This is a genomic window from Paenibacillus darwinianus (assembly GCF_000598065.1).
Classification (GTDB): Bacteria; Bacillota; Bacilli; order Paenibacillales; family Paenibacillaceae; genus Paenibacillus_I; species Paenibacillus_I darwinianus.
The window spans coordinates 11988-30898 of the sequence record NZ_KK082215.1 but is presented as its reverse complement, the minus strand read 5'-3'; the positions used below and the strand labels follow the sequence as shown (position 1 = coordinate 30898).

Below are 18911 nucleotides of genomic sequence, written 5' to 3'. Positions count from 1 at the left end.
GTCGCGGCTTTTTTTCCGTCTCGCATCCGTTATTTGAATTTGCGCGTCAACTACCGGAATCACCGGAAGCTCGCGATCATCGACGGGATATACGGCTACATCGGCGGATTGAATGTGGGAGACGAATATATGGGGCTTAACCCGCGGTTTGGTTTTTGGCGGGACACCCATCTGCGCATCAGCGGCAGCGCCGTGCTCGAGATGCAGCGCCAGTTCATGCTCGATTGGAATTTGTCTTACCGGGCGCGCGCCATCGAAGAGGAGCCCCGCTATTTTCCGCAGTATGTCGGCTCCGGCCAGGTTGGCGTACAGGTGGTTGCCAGCGGACCGGATCAGGAGCTGGAGCAAATCAAGAACGGCTACATCAAAATGATTCATGCGGCCAAATCGACCGTGTCGATCCAGACGCCTTATTTTATCCCGGATGAAAGCCTGCTGAATGCGATGCGAATGGCTGCTTTGTCCGGCGTCGATGTTCGGATCATGATTCCGAGCAGGCCCGATCACAAAATGGTGTATTGGGCGACATACTCCTATCTGAGCGATCTGCTGAAGGCCGGCGTGAAGTGTTATTTGTATGAAAAAGGGTTCCTGCACGCCAAATCGGTGATCGTGGACGGCAAAATCGCTTCCGTCGGGACGGCCAATATCGATATCCGCAGCTTCAAGCTCAATTTTGAGGTAAACGCGTTTTTGTTCGATTCCGCGACGGCGGAACGGCTGGAACGCATTTTTGAGGAGGATATGATGGAATGCGCCGAGCTTACGCTCGGCCGGTACAAGGCGAGGCCGGTCCGCATGAAAATATTGGAGTCGTTTGCGCGATTGTTATCACCGATTCTATGACGGATAATCGAAAGAAAAACGAGCGGGAACGGGAGGTGAGCGCATGATGCCGGAACCGCTCCTGACGAAACCAGGACGCAGGAGAACGGTTGCCGACTACGTCGCCGCGCGCGTTGCGGTTACATTCCGCAACGATACCGCGATTTGGCGGGCCGGTTCCTGGGGGATCGGAGCGGCGATGTCAGGTCTCCTCATCTTAACTGCGCTAGGCGTCCCGACCGGTCTGGGTTTTATTGTTGACGTGGCTGCCGCCATTGCGCTGGGAGTCGCGGGATTGTTGCTGGGCGCCGTGCTGATCGCGGTCGTGCTGTCGCTGGCATCTATCCCGGCGCCTCGCTTATTTGCCGGCTGCTGGTTAATCGCCGGGGCGGAAACCTACGCTATCCTTTACTTTGCGGACATGGATGTTTGGCTGTCCGCCGTTATGGCGGGTTTGTATGTCAGCGTCGGCGCGATCGCCGGTATGATAATCGGGTTCCTGTTGCGGCGCCGGCTACATCCGTTGACCAGGACGGCCGTGCTCGCAGGGGCTGCCGCGTTTTTTACCGCCATTCTGTACTGGCGTTTCGACGGCAGCGCCGGCGACAGCGCGATGCGGGACGGCGCGGCGGATATCGCCGTCCCGCTGCTGAATGCCGCGGACCCCGGTTTGCCGGGTGATTACGCATATACCGCATTTACTTACGGGAGCGGGACCGACAAACGCCGCAAGGAGTTCGCGCAAGACGCCCGGCTCGTGACGAAGCCGGTGAATGCATCGGGTTATATAACGAGATGGTCCAAGCTGCGAACCCGCTACTGGGGATTCGACCAGCGCGCGCTGCCGCTGAACGGGCGCGTGTGGATGCCGGAAGGCGACGGGCCGCACCCGATCGCGCTGATTGTGCACGGCAATCATCTGATGGAGGATTGGTCGGACAACGGATATGCCTACTTGGGCGAACTGCTGGCGTCCCGAGGAATTATCGCGGTATCCGTCGATCAGAATTTCCTGAATTATTCCGTCTGGTCGGGCATACCGGATCAGGATATGAAAATGCGGGCTTGGGTGCTGCTGAAGCATCTTCAGCAGATCATGACGTTCAACCTTCAGTCCGGCAACCCGTTCTCCGCCAAGGTCGATTTCGGCAAGGTCGCTCTTGTCGGCCATTCCCGGGGCGGGCAGGCCGCCGCGATGGCTGCGGACCGTGACCGCTGGTTCGGGGGGGATCAGACGCTAACCGGACTGGACCAGGTCCGGATCGAGGCGGTTGTCGCCATTGCCCCGACCGATCGCACCGTCGACAAGCAGTCCGCGTTTCTGCGAGATGTCTATTATTTGACGCTGCAAGGCGCCCGTGACGCCGACGTCACCAACTTCTACGGCGATCAGCAATATACACGCTCGTCATTTTCGGCCGGAACCGGCCGGTTTAAAGCCTCGGTCTATATTCCGGACGCCAATCACAGCCGGTTCAATACAACTTGGGGCACTTACGATCTCAGTATGCCGGGCGGCATCCTGCTTAATGTTCGCGAGCTTATGGACAGGGAAATGCAGCTGGATCTGGCAAAAACGTATATCTCCGCGTTTCTGGAGCTTGCTTTGAACCGTAGGGACGAGTACACCGGCCTGTTCGAGGATGAACGGACCGCGCGGAATTGGTTCAGGGCCCCGGGACTGATTACGCGATACGAGAGCGGACGGATAAAGGTGATCAGCCGGTTCGAGCAGCCAAGCGTCCGCGTGTTGAACACAGGCGTGACCGCCGGGTCGTCAGGGATGGAACGATGGGCGCATGAGGATGCGCTGAATCGCGACAGCAGGCGCAAAGGCACGGACGGCTTGACCTTGCAGTGGGACGGCACGGGAGCGGCGGCCTATCGTATCTCGTTCGACCGGCGCTATTGGAACGCCGCAGGCGGAGCGGATGTGTCCGAATTAGCCTTCTCCCTTGCGAATTTGGGATGGGACCTGCGGGCGGATCCTGATGCCGATACGCCTGCTATTGCCCCACCGTCCATAGACATTGAGCTGGAAGGCGAAGACGGCGCAACGGTCAGGCTGCCGCTGTCTCGCTTCGAGGCAGTTCGGCCTTTGCCGCATATCGCGTTTACGGTGCACCCGCTGCTTGAACGGCAATTCGAGGAGGGCAAATTCAAAAACGCCGTCGAACCGGTATTCCAGACGTTCATCGTGCCGCTGGACGCATTCGTTCAAGTGAACGACACGCTGCTGGATGGAGGCCTCCGCAGCGTCATCTTCCGCATGAAGGGCGGCCCGGGGAAAATCATGCTCGACGATATCGGCTTTTATCCGGCTTCCTAGCGATGTGCCGCCTGTCCCTCACGGACAGGCGTTTTTTTTCGCCGCGGCTTTCCGCGCGCAGGATGAGCTGATGAGCATAGCCTCTCTTTTGAGGGAAACCTGGTATATCGAGCAGCGCGGTTACAAATGTTACGGTTATGACCACGGATTGGAAAGCGGCGCATCAATCGGTACGCGCGCTCGCGGCGTGGAAGCCGGCGAACGCGCTGACCGGTCATGGCCGTCCGGTCGGCGGCTCCGGTCTGGCGGCCGATTTCGAGCGTTTGGCAGTGCCGGAGCAGGGCAGGTTCGTCGACGGGGCGCAGGCGTAAGCATAAAACTCCGCCGTGGCGGCATTTTCGGCACGACGCTACGGTTCGTTCGTTTCAACGGACGTCCTTTCGTCCATACTGGAAAATAAAAGGGGTGTGGACGGTGCCGATACTACCGGTTCACGAACGGTTGGCCGAGCTGTGGGTGCTGCGAAACTGCCGCGGCTTGACGGAGTCGGAGAAGACCGATATGGAGCATTGCCTGGCTGTGAACGCATCCTTCTGCCGGGAGCTCGCCCATTTGAAAAATCTGTCGCTTCTCGCCTCCATGACAGAGGATTCCGATTGGCAGCATGACATATGCAGCCGGATCGAAAAGCTTTCGCGCGTGTGAGCGGAAATTGGAATATTATTGCGTATAGCCCTATAACCGCCGGATATACTAACTTGCGGACGCAGTTCGACCGAATCCGACGATGATCAAGGAGGCTGTACATAATGGCGGCAAATTTAGGCGCGCACGAGGTCATGGAGATTCACGAGACACTGACCTTCACGATTGACGGCATCAACCATTTTCAGCTGTATCGCCCTTATGTGAGGGATCAGCATCTGCTGCAGATGCTCGACCACCAGCTGCAATTCATGACAAACGAATACAACGGGTTGGTTCAGCTTCTGCAGCAGCAGGGGACGGGACAGCAGACGGCGTACCGCAGCGTCAAGAACGTCCAGCCGAAGTACGGCCTGGACAATCCGCCGAATCTAAGTCCCAATATGTCGCCCGATCAGCTGGATGACCGTGACGTGGCGAGCGGGATGCTCAGCTGCCACAAGGCATCGGCGGCGGTAAAAATGAAGGGTGCGCTCGAGTGCGCCGATCCGCAAATCCGCCGAGCCATCCAGCAAAGCGCCGTCAATTGCGCCGAGCAGGCCTATGAAGTGTGGCAGTATATGAACCGTCAGGGCTTTTATCAAGTGCCGACCATGAAGGAAATGACGACGAATACGCTGATGCATCATTACGAGATGGCCGGTGGGGTACAGCAGCAGCAGCCGGTCACAGGCTCAACGCAGCAAAACGCCGCCGGTATGGGAGTTCAGCATACCGCCCAAGGGGCGGGCGCTGGCGCGGCTGCGGGCATGCAACAGCATGGAGGCGGTATGAGCCAGCAGCAAAGCGCTGTCGCTGCCCCGGGCTTGCAGCAAAATGCGTCCGGAGGGGGATCGCAGAACGACTCCCCGAGCGAGCTCAATCAAACCGCGGGTTATACAAGCCCGCTGACTCAATAAAGGAAAGCGGGCGATATGGCCCGCTTTTTCTTAGTGCGGCACACATGACGATTAACTAGGCGGTGAAAGTCCGCTGTGGGGACTGGTAGTGGCCAACCACTAGCCAAGAGCAAGGGTGTCCATCGTGAGATGGAATCTGAAGGAAGCTGGAGGCAAATTTCCGGCCCGAGGAACACGAACATCATCAGGCATCAACGGGATGGGACATGCAGACCGAGCAGAAAAGCTTAGACGCTATATCATGGGGTGGATCAACTCAAGATAGCGGATATGAAGAGTCTGCTCCAAACCACGGACGAGTGGATGAGAAAGAGGCTTCGTGTGAAGACGAGATTCGAGAAGCTACAATCGCTCGGAATCCAGAAGCAGAAGGCATGGGAGTACGCAAACACGAGAAAGGGCTACTGGAGAATCTCCAATAGCCCCATCCTCTCGAAGGCCCTCGGCAACAACATCCTCAAAGGATTAGGCTTCCTCTTCTTCTCAGATTATTATCGACAAATGACTGCGTGAACTAAGGAACCGCCGTGACGCTCAGAGAGACCGGCGATTTTTTGCGTCGGGCGGGCTTTCGCGTCCAGGGCTGCTTACGTTGGGCTGCTCGCGTTTCAGCGGGTCGCATTAACCTGATCCGTATACGCTCTCTCCACATAAAAAGCGCGGAAACGCTCTTTGATCTGTTCTTTGGACATGCCTTGCCCGAAGCGTAGCTCAAAATACAGGTCGGGGCACAGCGCGGCCATAATCGCGTGGGCAACGAACTCGGCTTCGCCGGCGCCGTCCGGGCGGTTTTGCGTTTGCTTGATTTCAAGAATCAAGCGGACGAACACATCATGCATAAATCGATAAGGCGGACTGTGATACACCGTACCCGGACCGGGCCGCTGGTCACCGCCCAGCGTTCGTAACACCGCGAGCAAATCAGCTTTGTCGTCGATATAATCGATGCATTGCCCCAGCACGCCGTCCAAGCGCATGTCGGGGGATTCCGCAGCGGATTGCTCCAGATAAAAGCTGACGCGTTCCTTGAATTTCGTGTAGCTGTCGAAGATCAGGTCCATGCAAAGATCGCCTTTGTTGCCGTATCTGCGGTACAGGGTTCCTTGGCCGACACCGGCCTGTTTGGCAATCCGGTGCATGCTGACCTGCTCTACGCCATGTTCCCGGAACAGTTGAAGGGCGGATTGCAGAATTCTTTGGCGGTGTTCGGCGGCATCCTTCCGTTCTTCACGAAGCTGCATACATACCCCTCCTTCCGTCTTTGTCGGGTGTTCACTTTGTCGGGTGTTCGCTTGACAACTGGACAATTGTCCGGTAATATCCAATAAAAACGGACATTTGTCCGTTTAGTCCGTTCGTAACCGATGACCGTACAATATATTTTATTTTACCCCGGGGACAGCATGGAGGTCAAACGGGGGCGGCAAACGGATAGGAGAGATGGAGGAGAGAGAAAGCAATGTCGAAACCAGCAGTAAATGCGACAGCGGCCGAGTCGATGTCGGTAAGAGACATTCTGGGCCCGCTGATCGCCATTATCGTCGGACTTTTTATGGTTATCCTCGACGGTACGGCAATGAACGTAGCAATCCCTACGTTGCAGGAGGATTTCGGGCGAGGGCTGAATGTTGTGCAGTGGACGGTTACCGGTTATGCCCTGGCCCAGGCGGCGGTCATCCCGCTCGCGGGCTGGCTGTCTGACCGTTTCGGAGCGAAGCGGGTGTTCCTGATTTCCGTCGCCTTGTTCACGATCGGTTCCTTGTTATGCGGATTGGCGACTTCCGTCGAGCAGTTGATCGTGTTCCGCGTGCTTCAAGGCATCGGCGGGGGGATGGTCGGTCCGATCGCGATGGCGTTCACCTATCGGCTGGCTCCTCCCGGGAAGGTCGGCGCCGTCATGGGAATGATGGGCATCCCGATTCTGCTGGCGCCTGCGCTTGGCCCGATTGTGGGCGGCTGGCTGGTTGAGTACGCAACCTGGCACTGGATTTTCTTTATTAATTTGCCGATCGGCGTCATCGGCGTCCTGGTCGGTCTTCGCACGCTGCCGAACATTGAGCGGCAATCCGTTGCGGCGCTCGATCGGCTGGGCATCATTCTGGGACCGATCGCATTCGCGGGACTCGCTTACGGCGTCAGCGAAGGAGCGTTCGGCTGGACCTCCGAGAAGACGATCATCGGCATTTCCGTCGGCATCGTCGCGCTTATCCTGTTCATAATCGTCGAGCTGAAGCACAATAATCCGTTGCTTGAGCTGCGCGTGTTCAAATCGCCGGATTTCACGCGCGGTATCGTCATTCAGTGGATTTCCACAGTCGCGCTGTTCGGAACGATGTTCATGGTGCCGCTGTTCCTGCAGCAAGGCAAAGGATATGAAGCATTCCGGACGGGATTGATTATGCTGCCGCAAGCATTGGCAGCCGGCCTTTTCATGCCGATCGGAGGAAGGCTCTACGACAAAATCGGCGCTCGCCCGGTCGTAGTGTCCGGCATGATTTCCGTGGCGGTTGCGGCATTCCTGTTGTCGAGGGTATCGCTTACGGACGATGTGTCCAGCATTCTGCTGCCGCTCAGCTTGCTTGGAGCCGGAATGGGCTTGTCCATGATGCCGCTCAACACGCATCTGATGCAATCGGCGCCGCAGAATCTTGTCGGCCGTGTCACATCGCTGACGAACGCCGCCCAACAGGTATGGAGCTCGCTTGCGATTGCCGGATTGATCACGATCCTCAGCAGCCGCATGAAGTCCTATATGTCGGAAGGCGCGACCGATATGGCGGCAGTCGGCACGAAAGCGTTCAACGACACCTTTTTCATCCTGGTCGGCATCGCAAGCGTTGGCGTGCTCGTTGCCCTGTTCCTCAAGAAGCCGAAAAACGCTTCTCAGCCGGCTGCCGAACCGGCTCCGATGGCGATGCATTGATCGATTGAACGATAAACGTATACAACAAGCGTACGAAAACCGTCCTGTTAAGAGGGCGGTTTTTGTGCGGTTCAGGAACGCTGCCGCTTGCCGAACGAAAAAAAACCGCCGGCGCACGGGCCAGCGGTTGATACGCATATCGAAATTTGATACAATTAGACGATGGATAAAAGAAAGTCATTTTAAACGAATTATCTCAAAATAACGATAACACAAAATGATGAATCTTGTCAACCATTACCCGGAAAATTCCGGCCAAACAGGATTTGCGCAATCAGTGAGATGGGAGAGATCGGGCCTCATGAACGAAACGGACAGCATTTGGACGGAAGAGCAAAGCCGTGTGTCGCGCGTTGTGGCGAGCGTAGCTCAGAGGATAGAGGCTTTGGAGATGGAGATTGGCAATGTGCGATCGGAGGCTGTGGAGATCCGCAAACATTTCTGGGATGAGATTACCGTAAATTTCAGCTCGTCCGATGACGTGACGGAAACGTATTTCAGCATGAAGCAGCAAGCGGATTTGCTCGCCGAACGGGAACGAACGCAGCGGCATTCAGCCGGCTATTTGAATAAGCTCAGAAGGCTGGCCGGCTCGCCGTATTTCGGGCGGATCGATTTTCGGGGGGAAGGCGAAGCGCAGGGCGAGCCGATCTATCTCGGCATCGCTTCGTATCGGGAGGAAGACGCGGATATGTTTCTCGTGTACGATTGGCGCGCTCCGGTATCCAGCCTGTACTACGACTACCCGCCGGGACCCGCTGTCTACGCGACGCCGGCAGGCGAGGTTAAGGGCGAGCTGCAGCTCAAGCGGCAGTTTGTGATTCGTGAAGGCCGGATCCGCTACCTATTCGACACCGGTATCACAATCGGCGACCAGCTGCTGCAGCAAATGCTGAGCCGTACGTCGGATTCGCAAATGAAAAGCATTGTGGCGACCATTCAGCAGGAGCAGAACCGAATTATCCGCAATGACCGGAGCCGCATGCTCGTCGTTCAAGGAGCGGCGGGCAGCGGCAAAACATCGGCGGCGCTCCAGCGTGTGGCCTACCTTTTGTACCGTTATCGGGGCGTGCTTGCCGCCGATCAAATGGTTCTGTTCTCTCCGAATCCGATGTTCAATAGCTATGTCGCATCCGTTCTTCCCGAACTGGGCGAAGAAAATATGATCCAGACGACGTTCCAGGCTTACCTCGAAAATCGCCTTGGCAAGGAATTCCGGCTGGAGGACTCGTTCGACCAGCTCGAATACGTGCTGTCGGGGGAGCATAGCGCCGCATACGAAGCCCGGCTGCAGGCGATTCGTTTCAAGTCCTCCGCGGCGTACCTACAGGCCGTACAGGCTTATTTGGACAGCCTGCTGACGGAAGGCATGCTGTTCCGGCCGATCAAATTCAACGGAAAAACGATCGTGTCGGGCCGGGAAATCTCCTCCCGTTTCTATGGCATGGAAGCCGGCATAAGGCTGGCAAACCGGATAACGCTTATTCGCGAGTGGCTGACGGAGCGAGTGAACGCTTTTGAGGCGACGCAAATGAATGAATCCTGGGTGGAGGAGGCGATGCAGCTGCTCGACCAGGAAGCCTATCAGAGAGCTTACTATCAACTAAGAGAACGGCAGAAGAGAAAAACGGATTCCTTCGACGATTTCGATGCCGAAAAAGAGCTGTTCGCCGCGATGATCGTAAGAAACGCTTTTAAGCCGATTCGCCGCCGGATCAAGCTGCTGCGTTTCATCGATGTAAAGGGGCTGTACAGACAGCTGTTCGCGGACCCCGCCCGTTTCGAATCGCTGGCCGCAGGCGGCGCGGGGCTCCCTCCGCTCTGGAAGGAGATCGCGTCCCGCACGGTCGAGCAGCTGGATGACGGCCGGCTGTCCTATGAGGATATGACGCCTTACTTGTATGTAAACGAAAGATTAAAGGGTTTCAGGGCGAACACGTCGGTCCGGCACGTGCTGATCGACGAGGCGCAGGATTATACGCCCTTCCAGCTGGAGTTTCTGAAATGGCTGTTCCCGCGCAGCCGTATGACGGCGCTTGGCGATTTGAATCAGGCGATCTATGCTCAAACGTCCGCAATGGCGGAGAGCGATCCGCTGACCCGCCTGTACGGCGCCGATGATACGGAATGGATACGTTTAACGAAAAGCTATCGTTCGACCAGGGAAATCGTGCTGTTCACGCGCGGAATGGTGGCGGGAGGGGAACAGATCGAGCCTTTCAACCGAAGCGGCAATCTGCCGGTCTTTGTGACCGTTCCGGACACGAAGCGCCTGCACGAGCGTCTGAAGGAAGCGATCCAATCGCTGACTGCGGAAGGGTTTGATTCGATCGCCGTCATTTGCCGGACCGCCGCAGAAAGCAAGGAGGCGTTCGAGGCGCTTGAAGAATCGGTCGAGCTTAAGTTGGTGACGAAGGACACGCCGCAATTCGACAAAGGGGTATGCGTCATTCCGGCCTATCTGGCAAAAGGGGTCGAGTTCGACGCGGTTCTGATCTACGACGCTTCCGAGCAGACCTATGGCAATGAAAACGAACGGAAGCTTTTTTACACGGCTTGCACGCGCGCGATGCATGAGCTGTACCTGTTCTCGGTCGGAGAGGCAAGCAGGTTCGTGACGGCTCAGCCGGCCGACACGTACCGGAGGGAGGCTTAGCGCATGATCCTGTTGGGCGTTTATTTGGCTGCTGTCAATTTGCTGCTTTTTGTCCTGATGGGCGCAGACAAGCGGATGGCCAGGCAAGGCCGCCGTCGGATTCCCGAGCGATGGCTGTTTGCTCTCGCTTGGCTCGGGGGAGCAGCGGGAGGCTGGATCGGGATGCGGCTGTGGCGTCATAAAACGAAGCACCGATCGTTCAGCGCGGGTTTTCCGATTCTGACTCTTCTGAACATAGCGCTGATTATAACGGCATTTCGTATCGGCTGGTTCGAATAAATCGAATTCGCTATAAAACGATATTATGTCAGAGAAACTGACAAATACCGCGAAAACCGCATAAAATCTTAGCTGCAAACCAATCGAAATGCGAGTATAATTGAAATTATTCACATAATTATGTGAATTAAGTTCGCAAAAAAATAATAAATTCATTTTTTCCTGCTGTTGAAACGCTTTCTCCTGCACTTCCTATTATTTTTTGCCTTTTTGCATAAAAAGCTGTCGATCACGGAAGGATATTCCCCCTCTGAAAGCGAATGGAAGGACGACAGCGGTCTCAATCGGTCCAAGCCGGAGGATGTAAGCCGCCTCGCAACGGTTAATGGATAGGGGAGCCAAGTCACACCGCTGAGATTCATATTCCGGGCACGGGAGAAGGAGAAATCACGAACGGGGAGTGATGGACATGGTACGCAAGGAAATGGTAGCCATGCTGCTGGCGGGCGGTGAGGGGAAAAGGCTGGGCGTTCTCACGAAGGCGCTGGCCAAGCCCGCCGTTCATTTTGGCGGCAAATACCGCATAATCGATTTCACGCTAAGCAATTGCGTACATTCGGGAATTGACACGGTAGGCGTTTTGACGCAATATCAACCGCTGGTGCTCAATCAATACTTGGGGATCGGCAGTCCTTGGGGACTGGATCGCCGGTACGGCGGCATGGCCGTGCTTCCGCCTTACATGAAGTCGAAGGGCGGCAGCTGGTATAAAGGCACGGCGAATGCGATCTATCAGAATATGGGGTTCATCGATCGCTACGACCCGGAATATGTGCTTGTCATATCAGGCGACCACATCTACAAGATGGATTATGACCTGATGCTCGACCATCACAAGGCGAGCGGCGCGGATGCTACCATTGCCGTCATTGAGGTGGATTGGAGCGAGGCAAGCAGATTCGGCCTCATGGCGACCGATGAGACGGGAAAAATTACGGAATTTCAGGAGAAGCCGAAAATTCCGAAAAGCAATCTGGCTTCGATGGGCGTTTACATTTTCTCATGGCCCGTACTGCAGCAATATTTAATTCGGGACGAAGACAATCTGAAGTCCAGCAATGACTTCGGTAAAGATATTATCCCAGCGATGCTGGCCGACGGCATTTATCTGAATACGTATACATTCCAGGATTACTGGAAGGATGTCGGTACGATTCAAAGTCTGTGGGAAGCGAACATGGATCTTCTCTCCGAGGAATCCCAGCTTGTGCTGAACGACAAGAATTGGCGCATTTATTCGGTCAACCCGAACCAGCCGGCGCATTATATTTCTCCGGCGGGCAACGTCTCTTCGTCGCTTATTACGGAAGGGTGCTTCATTGAGGGCTGCGTCAACCGCTCGGTGCTTTTTTACGGCGTTCACGTCGGCGAAGGCAGCGTGATCCGCGATTCGGTCATTATGCCGAATGCCCAGATCGGCAAGAACGTGACGATTACCCGGGCAATCATCGGGGAAGGCGCGGTTATAGCGGACGGCGTATACATCGAGTCGGCCGAGGGCGAAGACATTCAAGTCGTGGCAAGCGATGAAATGGTGCTTCCCGCGGGAACGGCCAAGGAGGTAGAGGCATGAGCATGGACATGATGGGTGTCGTCAATCTGATTCACGAGCCAGACGAACTGGAAGCTTTAACGGCTCATCGGCCGCTGGCGACGGTGCCTTTCGGCGGCCGCTACCGGCTGGTTGATTTTACGCTGTCGAGCATGGTCAATTCCGGCATTTCCAAGGTCGCCGTAATGGCGCATACGAAGTACCGATCGCTGGTGGATCACGTCGGCTCGGGCAAAAGCTGGGATCTTCATCACCGGCAGGGCGGTCTGTTCGTGCTGCCGCCGATGGCCTCCGATATGAGCGATTTGCGAAAAGGCGACTTATTTCACCTGTATCAGCAGCGTGATTTCTTTACCCGCAGCCAGGGCGATTACGTTCTGATCTGCAGAAGCCATATGGTCTGCAACATCAATTTCAAGGATGTGCTCCGCGATCACCTCGAGAGCGGCGCCGATATTACGGCGGTCTGCAAGCGACAGGGCGATTCGCTCGGCGGCAAGGCGCGCAAGGTGAAGATTGATGCGAGCGGACGGGTGACGGAGATGCAGGACCATTTTGGGCGGCTTCAAACCGATCTCGTATCGATGGAGATGTATGTGATGCGCAAGGATCTGCTGCTCGATCTGGTCGAGACGTCGCTGGCCCAAGGCCAGGACCATCTGGTCCGCCACGGCATCATGTCCCGGCTGGACAGGCTGCGGGTGCACGCCTATCTGTACGACGGTTACCTCGGCATTATCAATACGATTCAAAGCTACTATCTGAACAGCATGCAGCTTCTGCTTCCCGATACGTGGAAAAGCCTGTTCTTCACGCCTGGCCCGATCTATACGAAGGTGAAGGACGAGCCGCCAACCAGCTATCACGAGGGCGCCAAAACCGTAAACTCCCTGATCGCGAACGGCTGCGAAATTGAGGGCACGGTGGTCGGCAGCATCCTTTTCAGAGGCGTGAAGGTGCAAAAAGGGGCGATTGTCCGCAACAGCATCGTCATGCAGAACGGCGTGGTCGGCGAAAACAGCATGCTTGATCATGTTATACTGGATAAAGAAGCATATATTGAACCCGGCCGCGATATACGCGGCGTGACCGATTCACCGTACATTGCCGTGAAGCGCAAGGTCATCTGAGACGGGTCATTTCAGCGGCAGGTGAATGCGAGATGAATATTCTTTTTGCGGCTTCGGAGGCGGTGCCGTTCGCCAAGACCGGCGGTCTCGGCGACGTTGTCGGCGCGCTGCCGAAAGCGTTGGCGGCGCAAGGCATGACGGTGTCCGTCATCATGCCGCATTACGGTGAAATCAAGGATGACGCGATCCGCTCTTTTCGGCGGGTCGCGTCGTTCACCGTCAAGCTCGGGTGGCGCAACCAGGCGTGCAATTTGCTGGAGGGGCATGTTGACGGGATCCGTTATTATCTGATCGTCAACGATTATTACTACAAGCGGGGGACGCTGTACGGCTACGACGACGAGGCGGAACGGTATGCGTTTTTTTGCTTCGCCGTTCTTGAGGGGTTGCGGTACATAGATGAAAGGCCCGCCATCATCCATTGCCACGATTGGCAAACGGGGATTATTCCGTTTCTGTTGAAAACGCGCTATCGCGACATTCCGTTATACCGCGGCATACGGTCGCTTTTTACGATTCATAATTTGCGCTATCAAGGCGTGTTCTCGCAAGAAACCCTCTGCGATTTGCTTGGCGTGGGCCGCGACATGTTCACGCTCGACAAGCTTGAGTTTTACGGCGGCGGCAGTTGCATGAAGGCCGGTATCCTGTATGCCGACAAGCTGACGACAGTCAGCCGCACCTATGCGGAGGAGATACAAACCCCCGTGCATGGGGAGAAGCTGGACGGCGTCCTTCGGCTCCGCAGCCCGGATTTGACGGGAATCGTGAACGGCATTGACACGGATCTGTTCGATCCGATGCGCGACCCGGCGATCGCCTTTCCTTACCGTACATCTATCGCGAAGAAGCGGAAGAACAAAGCTGTTCTGCAGCGGGAACTTGGATTGGACGAGGCGGAAGACGTCCCGGTGCTGGCCATCGTCTCCAGGCTGGTTGAGCAGAAGGGATTGGATCTGCTGGAAGGCGCGCTGGAAGGGCTGCTGGCCGAATCGCTGCAGCTGGTCGTGCTTGGAAGTGGGGAAGCCCGATACGAGGAGCTGTTCGCACGATTGGCATCGGAGCATCCCCGCCGCGTCGCCGTTCGCTTCGGTTTTGACGACGCGCTTGCGAGAAGAATCTATGCGGGCTCCGATATTTATTTGATGCCCTCGCAATTCGAGCCGTGCGGACTCAGCCAGCTGCTTGCTCTGCGCTACGGAACCGTGCCGCTCGTTCGGGAAACGGGCGGGCTGAAGGATACGGTCCAGGCCTATGATGAATATACAGGCAACGGAACCGGCTTCAGCTTTCGGCGTTATCATGCCGCCGATTTTCTGCTTGCAGTGCGCAGAGCGCTGACGCTTTACCGGAATGCTCCCGAGTGGCAGCGCATCGTCGACAACGGCGCTCAACGCAATTACAGCTGGAGCGCCTCCGCGCGCGATTATGCCGCGGTGTACCGCGAGCTCGCCGGAAACGGATAGGAGGAGTGAAATGGCCCGTCACTTGGTGGTCGGAAACGGCAAAATGCTTGTTAACCTGGACAAATCCTGTTACATTCGCGACATTTATTTCCCGTATGTCGGTCAACTGAACCATGTGGGGGGACAGCAATGTCGCTTCGGCGTTTGGGCCGACGGCGCCTTCTCTTGGCTCGACTCTCCGGATTGGCGTTTCGAGCTTGGCTATGTCGAGGATTCCCTGGTAACGAATATTACGGCTCGTAACGACGTGCTGGGACTCGAGCTCTATATTAACGACGGGATTCATCAACGGGAATGCATTTATTTGAAGCGTGTCGTTGTCCGGAGCACGATCGAGAGGGACAGGGAGGTTCGCCTTTTTTTCCACCAGGATTTGATGATCGAAGGGACGGAGGTCGGGGACACGGCGGCCTATTATCCCGAGAACAACACGCTTTTCCATTATAAGAGGTCCAGCTATTTCATGTTCAACGGCTTCTCGGCCGAAGGCGGAATCGCGCAGTATTCGACCGGCATCAAAAGGTTCCACTCGGCCGAAGGCACTTGGCGCGATGCGGAAGACGGCGTGCTGATGGGCAACGCCATCGCGCAGGGCTCCGTCGACAGCACGATCGGATTCGGAACCACCGTGCCGGCGGGCGGGGAGAAGACGGTTTACTACTGGATGTCCGTCGGCCGCGATCTGGAGGAAGTGAAGCGGCTTAATCAATATGTGACGGACAGCCATCCGGAGAAGCTGCTCAGCCGGATCGTCATATACTGGCGCAACTGGCTGCAGCGGACGGTGACCGAATTCGGAGACCTGCCGAAGGACGTCGTCGAATTATATAAGAAGAGCCTGTTGATCGTGCGCACGCAGACGGACGAGAACGGCGCGATTATCGCGGCGAACGATACCGACATTCTTCAATACAACCGGGATCACTACAGCTACATGTGGCCGCGCGACGGCGCGTTGATTGCGGAGGCGATGTCGCTGGCGGGCTACCAGAGCATGATTGCCCCATTCTTTCAATTCTGCGCGGATACGCTGTCGCCCGAGGGGTATTTGTATCACAAGTACAATCCGGACGGCACGGTCGGTTCAAGCTGGCATCCTTACGTGGTGCAGGGTACGAACCGCCTGCCGATCCAGGAGGATGAGACGGCGCTGGTGCTGTATGCGTTATGGAAGGATTACACCTATCATCAGGTGATCGAGCTGCCGCAGTCGCTGTACAGCAGCCTGATCCGCAAGGCGGCGAATTTCCTTGGCGAGTTTATCGAACCCGAGCTGAATCTGCCGAAGCCGAGCTATGATTTGTGGGAGGAGCGCTACGGCATTTGGACGTATACGGCGGCTTCCGTATACGGCGGCCTGATGTCGGCCGCTTATTTCACCGACCTGTTTGGCGATTACGAGCGAAGCGACCATTACCGCAGTACGGCCGAGGCGATCAAGCAGGGCATTCTGGACCATATTTGGGATGAGGAGGCCGGACGCTTCGCACGGGGCCTGATCCACAAGGACGGGGTCTGGGTGAAGGACATGACGCTGGAGAGCAGTATGTTCGGCATTTGGGAGTTCGGCGTGCTGCCGGTCGACGACATCCGGGTCGTCCGCACGATTCGTGCGATCAAGGAAGGGCTTTGGGTGAAAACCGACGTCGGGGGCGTCGCCCGTTATACAAACGATTATTATTTCCAGCAGTCGGGCGATATTGCGAAGGTACCGGGCAATCCATGGATTATTTGTACGCTGTGGATCGCCAACTTCGAGATCGAATCGGCCCAAACGCTGGCGGAGCTGGCCGCGCCGCGTCGCACGCTCGAATGGGTGGCCATGAAGTCGCTCGATTCCGGCGTGCTGCCCGAGCAGCTGCATCCGTTCGACGGATCGCCGCTCGCCGTGGCGCCGTTGACATGGTCGCACGCGACGTTCGTGCAAAGCGTATGCAAGTATGTGCGGAAATACGCGAAGCTGAAGTCTTCCTAATGTTATCCCGAAAAATATCGAAGGCTGGTCTGTGGGCGGTGAAGCTGCTTGCAGGCCGGCCTTTTTTCGCGCCGCAAGGACGGAAAGGGGGTTGAATACGCATGGAATGCACTTGATGCCGCGATCGTTGCCAGAGGAGGAAACGGGATACAATAACAGGAAGTGCCCGTTAAAAAAGGGAACGGGAGGGTAATAAGCCATATACATACCACGACGAAAAGAGCGATGACCAATGGCTTTGCAACTGCTTATGCTCGTGCTGCTGATCCTGTTGACCGCGTTTTTTGTCGCGACGGAATTTGCCATAATCCGCATCCGGCCCAGCCGGGTGGACCAGCTCGTGCTGGAGGGACGTAAAAATGCGGTTGCCCTGCAGCGGGTCACGTCCAACCTGGACGGTTATCTGTCAGCATGCCAGCTTGGCATTACGATTACCGCACTGGGCCTTGGCTGGCTGGGAGAACCGACGGTGGAGGAGCTGCTATATCCGCTTTTTAGCCGGCTGGATATGCCTGAACAAGTGGCCCGAGTAGCTTCATTTCTGATCGCGTTTATCGGTGTGACCTATCTGCATGTCGTCATCGGCGAGATGGCGCCCAAAACCGCCGCCATCCGCAAGGCCGAGCCGATCGCGCTGCTTTTCTCCATGCCCATCATCTGGTTTAACCGGATCATGTACCCGTTTATTTGGCTGCTCAATACGTCGGCCAACCGACTGGTGCGGCTGTTCGGCATGAAGCCGGCGGATGAACATGAGGACGCTCATACAGAGGATGAGATCCGCATTATTTTGTCGGAAAGCTACGAAAGCGGCAAAATCAATAAAACCGAGCTCGGCTACGTGAATCGTATCTTCATATTCGACGATTTGCTGGCCCGGGAAATCATGGTGCCGCGGACGGACATGGTATGCCTTTATACCGACAAATCGCTTGCGGATAATATGAAAATCATCAAACGCGAGCAGTATACCCGCTTTCCGGTCGCGAGCGGCAGCAAGGACAACATTATCGGCTTCATTAATACGAAGCAATTTTTTCTGCGGTATGACAACAATCCCGATTTCGATTTCGCTTCCTTGCTGATTCCCGCCCTTACAGTGCCGGACGTGATGCCCGTGAAGTCGCTGCTGAAAAAAATGCAGGCGGAACAGATGCATATGGCGCTGCTGCTGGATGAATATGGGGGGACGTCGGGTCTCATTACGATTGAGGACATTCTTGAGGAAATTGTCGGGGAAATCCGCGATGAGTTTGACCAGGACGAGCGAAAGCCGATCGATATGGTGGAGCCGGGGCGTTATATGGTGGAGGGCAAGGTGCTGCTGTCCGAGCTCAATGAAATATTGGGAACGCATCTGCCGAACGACGATGTCGACACCATCGGGGGATGGCTGTACAGCGAGAAACCCGACGTCAAAATTGGCGATACGGTGGAGCATGACGATCTGGTGTTTGCAATCAAAGAGATGGACAAGCATCGGATTCGCAAGGTGGAAATCGTGAAGCGCTGCGCGAGATCGAGGAATGGGAGCGGTCACAGCGGGATTTAGGGTTCTGGGGAAAGATCGGCCGCCTGACGGCTGAGCTCGGGCTGTCGCTGATGGTGATTCAGGAGGTTGCCGAATCGGCCAAAATGCTTTACCGTAAGAGGAGGAGAACGTAAAAAAATTAAACGGATGAAGAATGGGAGTGTGCAGGGTTGGGAGATTATTTGATCGCAGTGATTATGGGTATTGTGGAAGGTTTAACGGAGTTCGTGCCGGTCTCTTCGACGGGCCACATGATTCTGACTGCGGATTTGCTTGGCTTTAAGGGTGACGTCGCCAAGACGTTCGAGGTCGTCGTGCAGCTGGGCGCGGTGTTGGCGGTGCTGGTGCTGTATTGGAAAAGGTACATGGGCATATTGAAGGATCTGGTTCGCTTCGACTTCAAGCAAAAGAACAAGCTGAATGCGATCCATATGCTTATCGCTATGTTGCCGGCCGGCATTCTCGGTATCGCGCTGTATCGGTTCATCAAGGATTATTTGTTCGGTCCGGGCCCCGTGCTTGTCGGGCTGATCGTCGGGGGTGTGCTGATGATCGTCGCGGAGAAGGCAAAACGGAAAATAACGTCGGAGACGTCGGACGAAATTACATATAAGCAAGCGCTTGGCATCGGACTGTTCCAATGCCTGGCGTTGTGGCCGGGCTTCTCGCGCTCGGGATCGACGATGGCAGGCGGCCTGTTG

General features: G+C 56.1%; 15 protein-coding genes. 14 read left to right on the top strand and 1 reads right to left on the bottom strand.

The window, feature by feature from the left end; all coding sequences use genetic code 11:
- The 5 genes from cls to BG52_RS14175 form a co-directional block, all read left to right on the top strand.
- Nucleotides 1–846: cardiolipin synthase (cls, locus tag BG52_RS16590; RefSeq protein WP_036667535.1), on the top strand; the 846-nt coding region annotated here is incomplete at its 5' end.
- A gap of 43 nt (nucleotides 847–889) precedes the next feature.
- Nucleotides 890–3154: a poly(ethylene terephthalate) hydrolase family protein gene (locus tag BG52_RS14185; RefSeq protein WP_051587982.1), complete on the top strand. Its 2265-nt coding sequence runs from the start codon at nucleotides 890–892 to the stop codon at nucleotides 3152–3154.
- A gap of 137 nt (nucleotides 3155–3291) precedes the next feature.
- Nucleotides 3292–3465, top strand: coding sequence for a hypothetical protein (locus BG52_RS16245; protein ID WP_190287553.1), 174 nt, complete (start codon nucleotides 3292–3294; stop codon nucleotides 3463–3465).
- A gap of 103 nt (nucleotides 3466–3568) precedes the next feature.
- On the top strand, nucleotides 3569–3799 hold the full coding sequence (locus BG52_RS14180) for a DUF7667 family protein (RefSeq protein WP_036667534.1): 231 nt from the start codon (nucleotides 3569–3571) through the stop codon (nucleotides 3797–3799).
- Nucleotides 3800–3903: 104 nt separating this feature from the next.
- Entirely contained in the window at nucleotides 3904–4698 is a 795-nt protein-coding gene (locus BG52_RS14175; RefSeq protein ID WP_081793914.1) for a spore coat protein, read from the top strand.
- Nucleotides 4699–5306: 608 nt separating this feature from the next.
- On the opposite strand, the gene BG52_RS14165 is transcribed toward BG52_RS14175, so the two are convergent.
- Nucleotides 5307–5939, bottom strand: coding sequence for a TetR/AcrR family transcriptional regulator (locus BG52_RS14165; RefSeq protein ID WP_051587979.1), 633 nt, complete (start codon nucleotides 5937–5939; stop codon nucleotides 5307–5309).
- 218 nt (nucleotides 5940–6157) lie between these two features.
- On the opposite strand from BG52_RS14165, the gene BG52_RS14160 reads away from it, so the two are divergent.
- The 9 genes from BG52_RS14160 to BG52_RS14120 all read left to right on the top strand — a co-directional run.
- Nucleotides 6158–7621 (top strand): DHA2 family efflux MFS transporter permease subunit, encoded by a 1464-nt coding sequence (locus tag BG52_RS14160; protein ID WP_036586284.1) that lies wholly within the window; start codon nucleotides 6158–6160, stop codon nucleotides 7619–7621.
- 301 nt (nucleotides 7622–7922) lie between these two features.
- Nucleotides 7923–10277 carry an RNA polymerase recycling motor HelD gene (helD, locus tag BG52_RS14155; protein ID WP_036586281.1) on the top strand — a complete coding sequence of 785 codons (2355 nt, stop codon included), beginning with the start codon at nucleotides 7923–7925 and terminating at the stop codon, nucleotides 10275–10277.
- 3 nt (nucleotides 10278–10280) lie between these two features.
- Nucleotides 10281–10556 (top strand): DUF1294 domain-containing protein, encoded by a 276-nt coding sequence (locus BG52_RS14150; RefSeq protein ID WP_036586279.1) that lies wholly within the window; start codon nucleotides 10281–10283, stop codon nucleotides 10554–10556.
- Nucleotides 10557–10965: 409 nt separating this feature from the next.
- A complete protein-coding gene (locus BG52_RS14145) occupies nucleotides 10966–12129 on the top strand; it encodes a glucose-1-phosphate adenylyltransferase (protein WP_036586344.1) in 1164 nt (387 codons plus the stop codon).
- Nucleotides 12126–13238 carry a glucose-1-phosphate adenylyltransferase subunit GlgD gene (gene glgD / locus BG52_RS14140; RefSeq protein ID WP_190287552.1) on the top strand — a complete coding sequence of 371 codons (1113 nt, stop codon included), beginning with the start codon at nucleotides 12126–12128 and terminating at the stop codon, nucleotides 13236–13238. Before BG52_RS14145 ends, glgD begins: the two co-directional genes overlap by 4 nt.
- A gap of 32 nt (nucleotides 13239–13270) precedes the next feature.
- On the top strand, nucleotides 13271–14704 hold the full coding sequence (glgA, locus tag BG52_RS14135; RefSeq protein WP_036667533.1) for a glycogen synthase GlgA: 1434 nt from the start codon (nucleotides 13271–13273) through the stop codon (nucleotides 14702–14704).
- Between the two features lie 10 nt (nucleotides 14705–14714).
- Entirely contained in the window at nucleotides 14715–16679 is a 1965-nt protein-coding gene (locus BG52_RS14130; protein ID WP_036586276.1) for a glycoside hydrolase family 15 protein, read from the top strand.
- Between the two features lie 232 nt (nucleotides 16680–16911).
- Nucleotides 16912–18231 (top strand): hemolysin family protein, encoded by a 1320-nt coding sequence (locus tag BG52_RS14125; protein ID WP_051587978.1) that lies wholly within the window; start codon nucleotides 16912–16914, stop codon nucleotides 18229–18231.
- Nucleotides 18232–18380: 149 nt separating this feature from the next.
- The coding region (locus BG52_RS14120) for an undecaprenyl-diphosphate phosphatase (protein WP_036667532.1) at nucleotides 18381–18911 on the top strand (531 nt) is incomplete at its 3' end.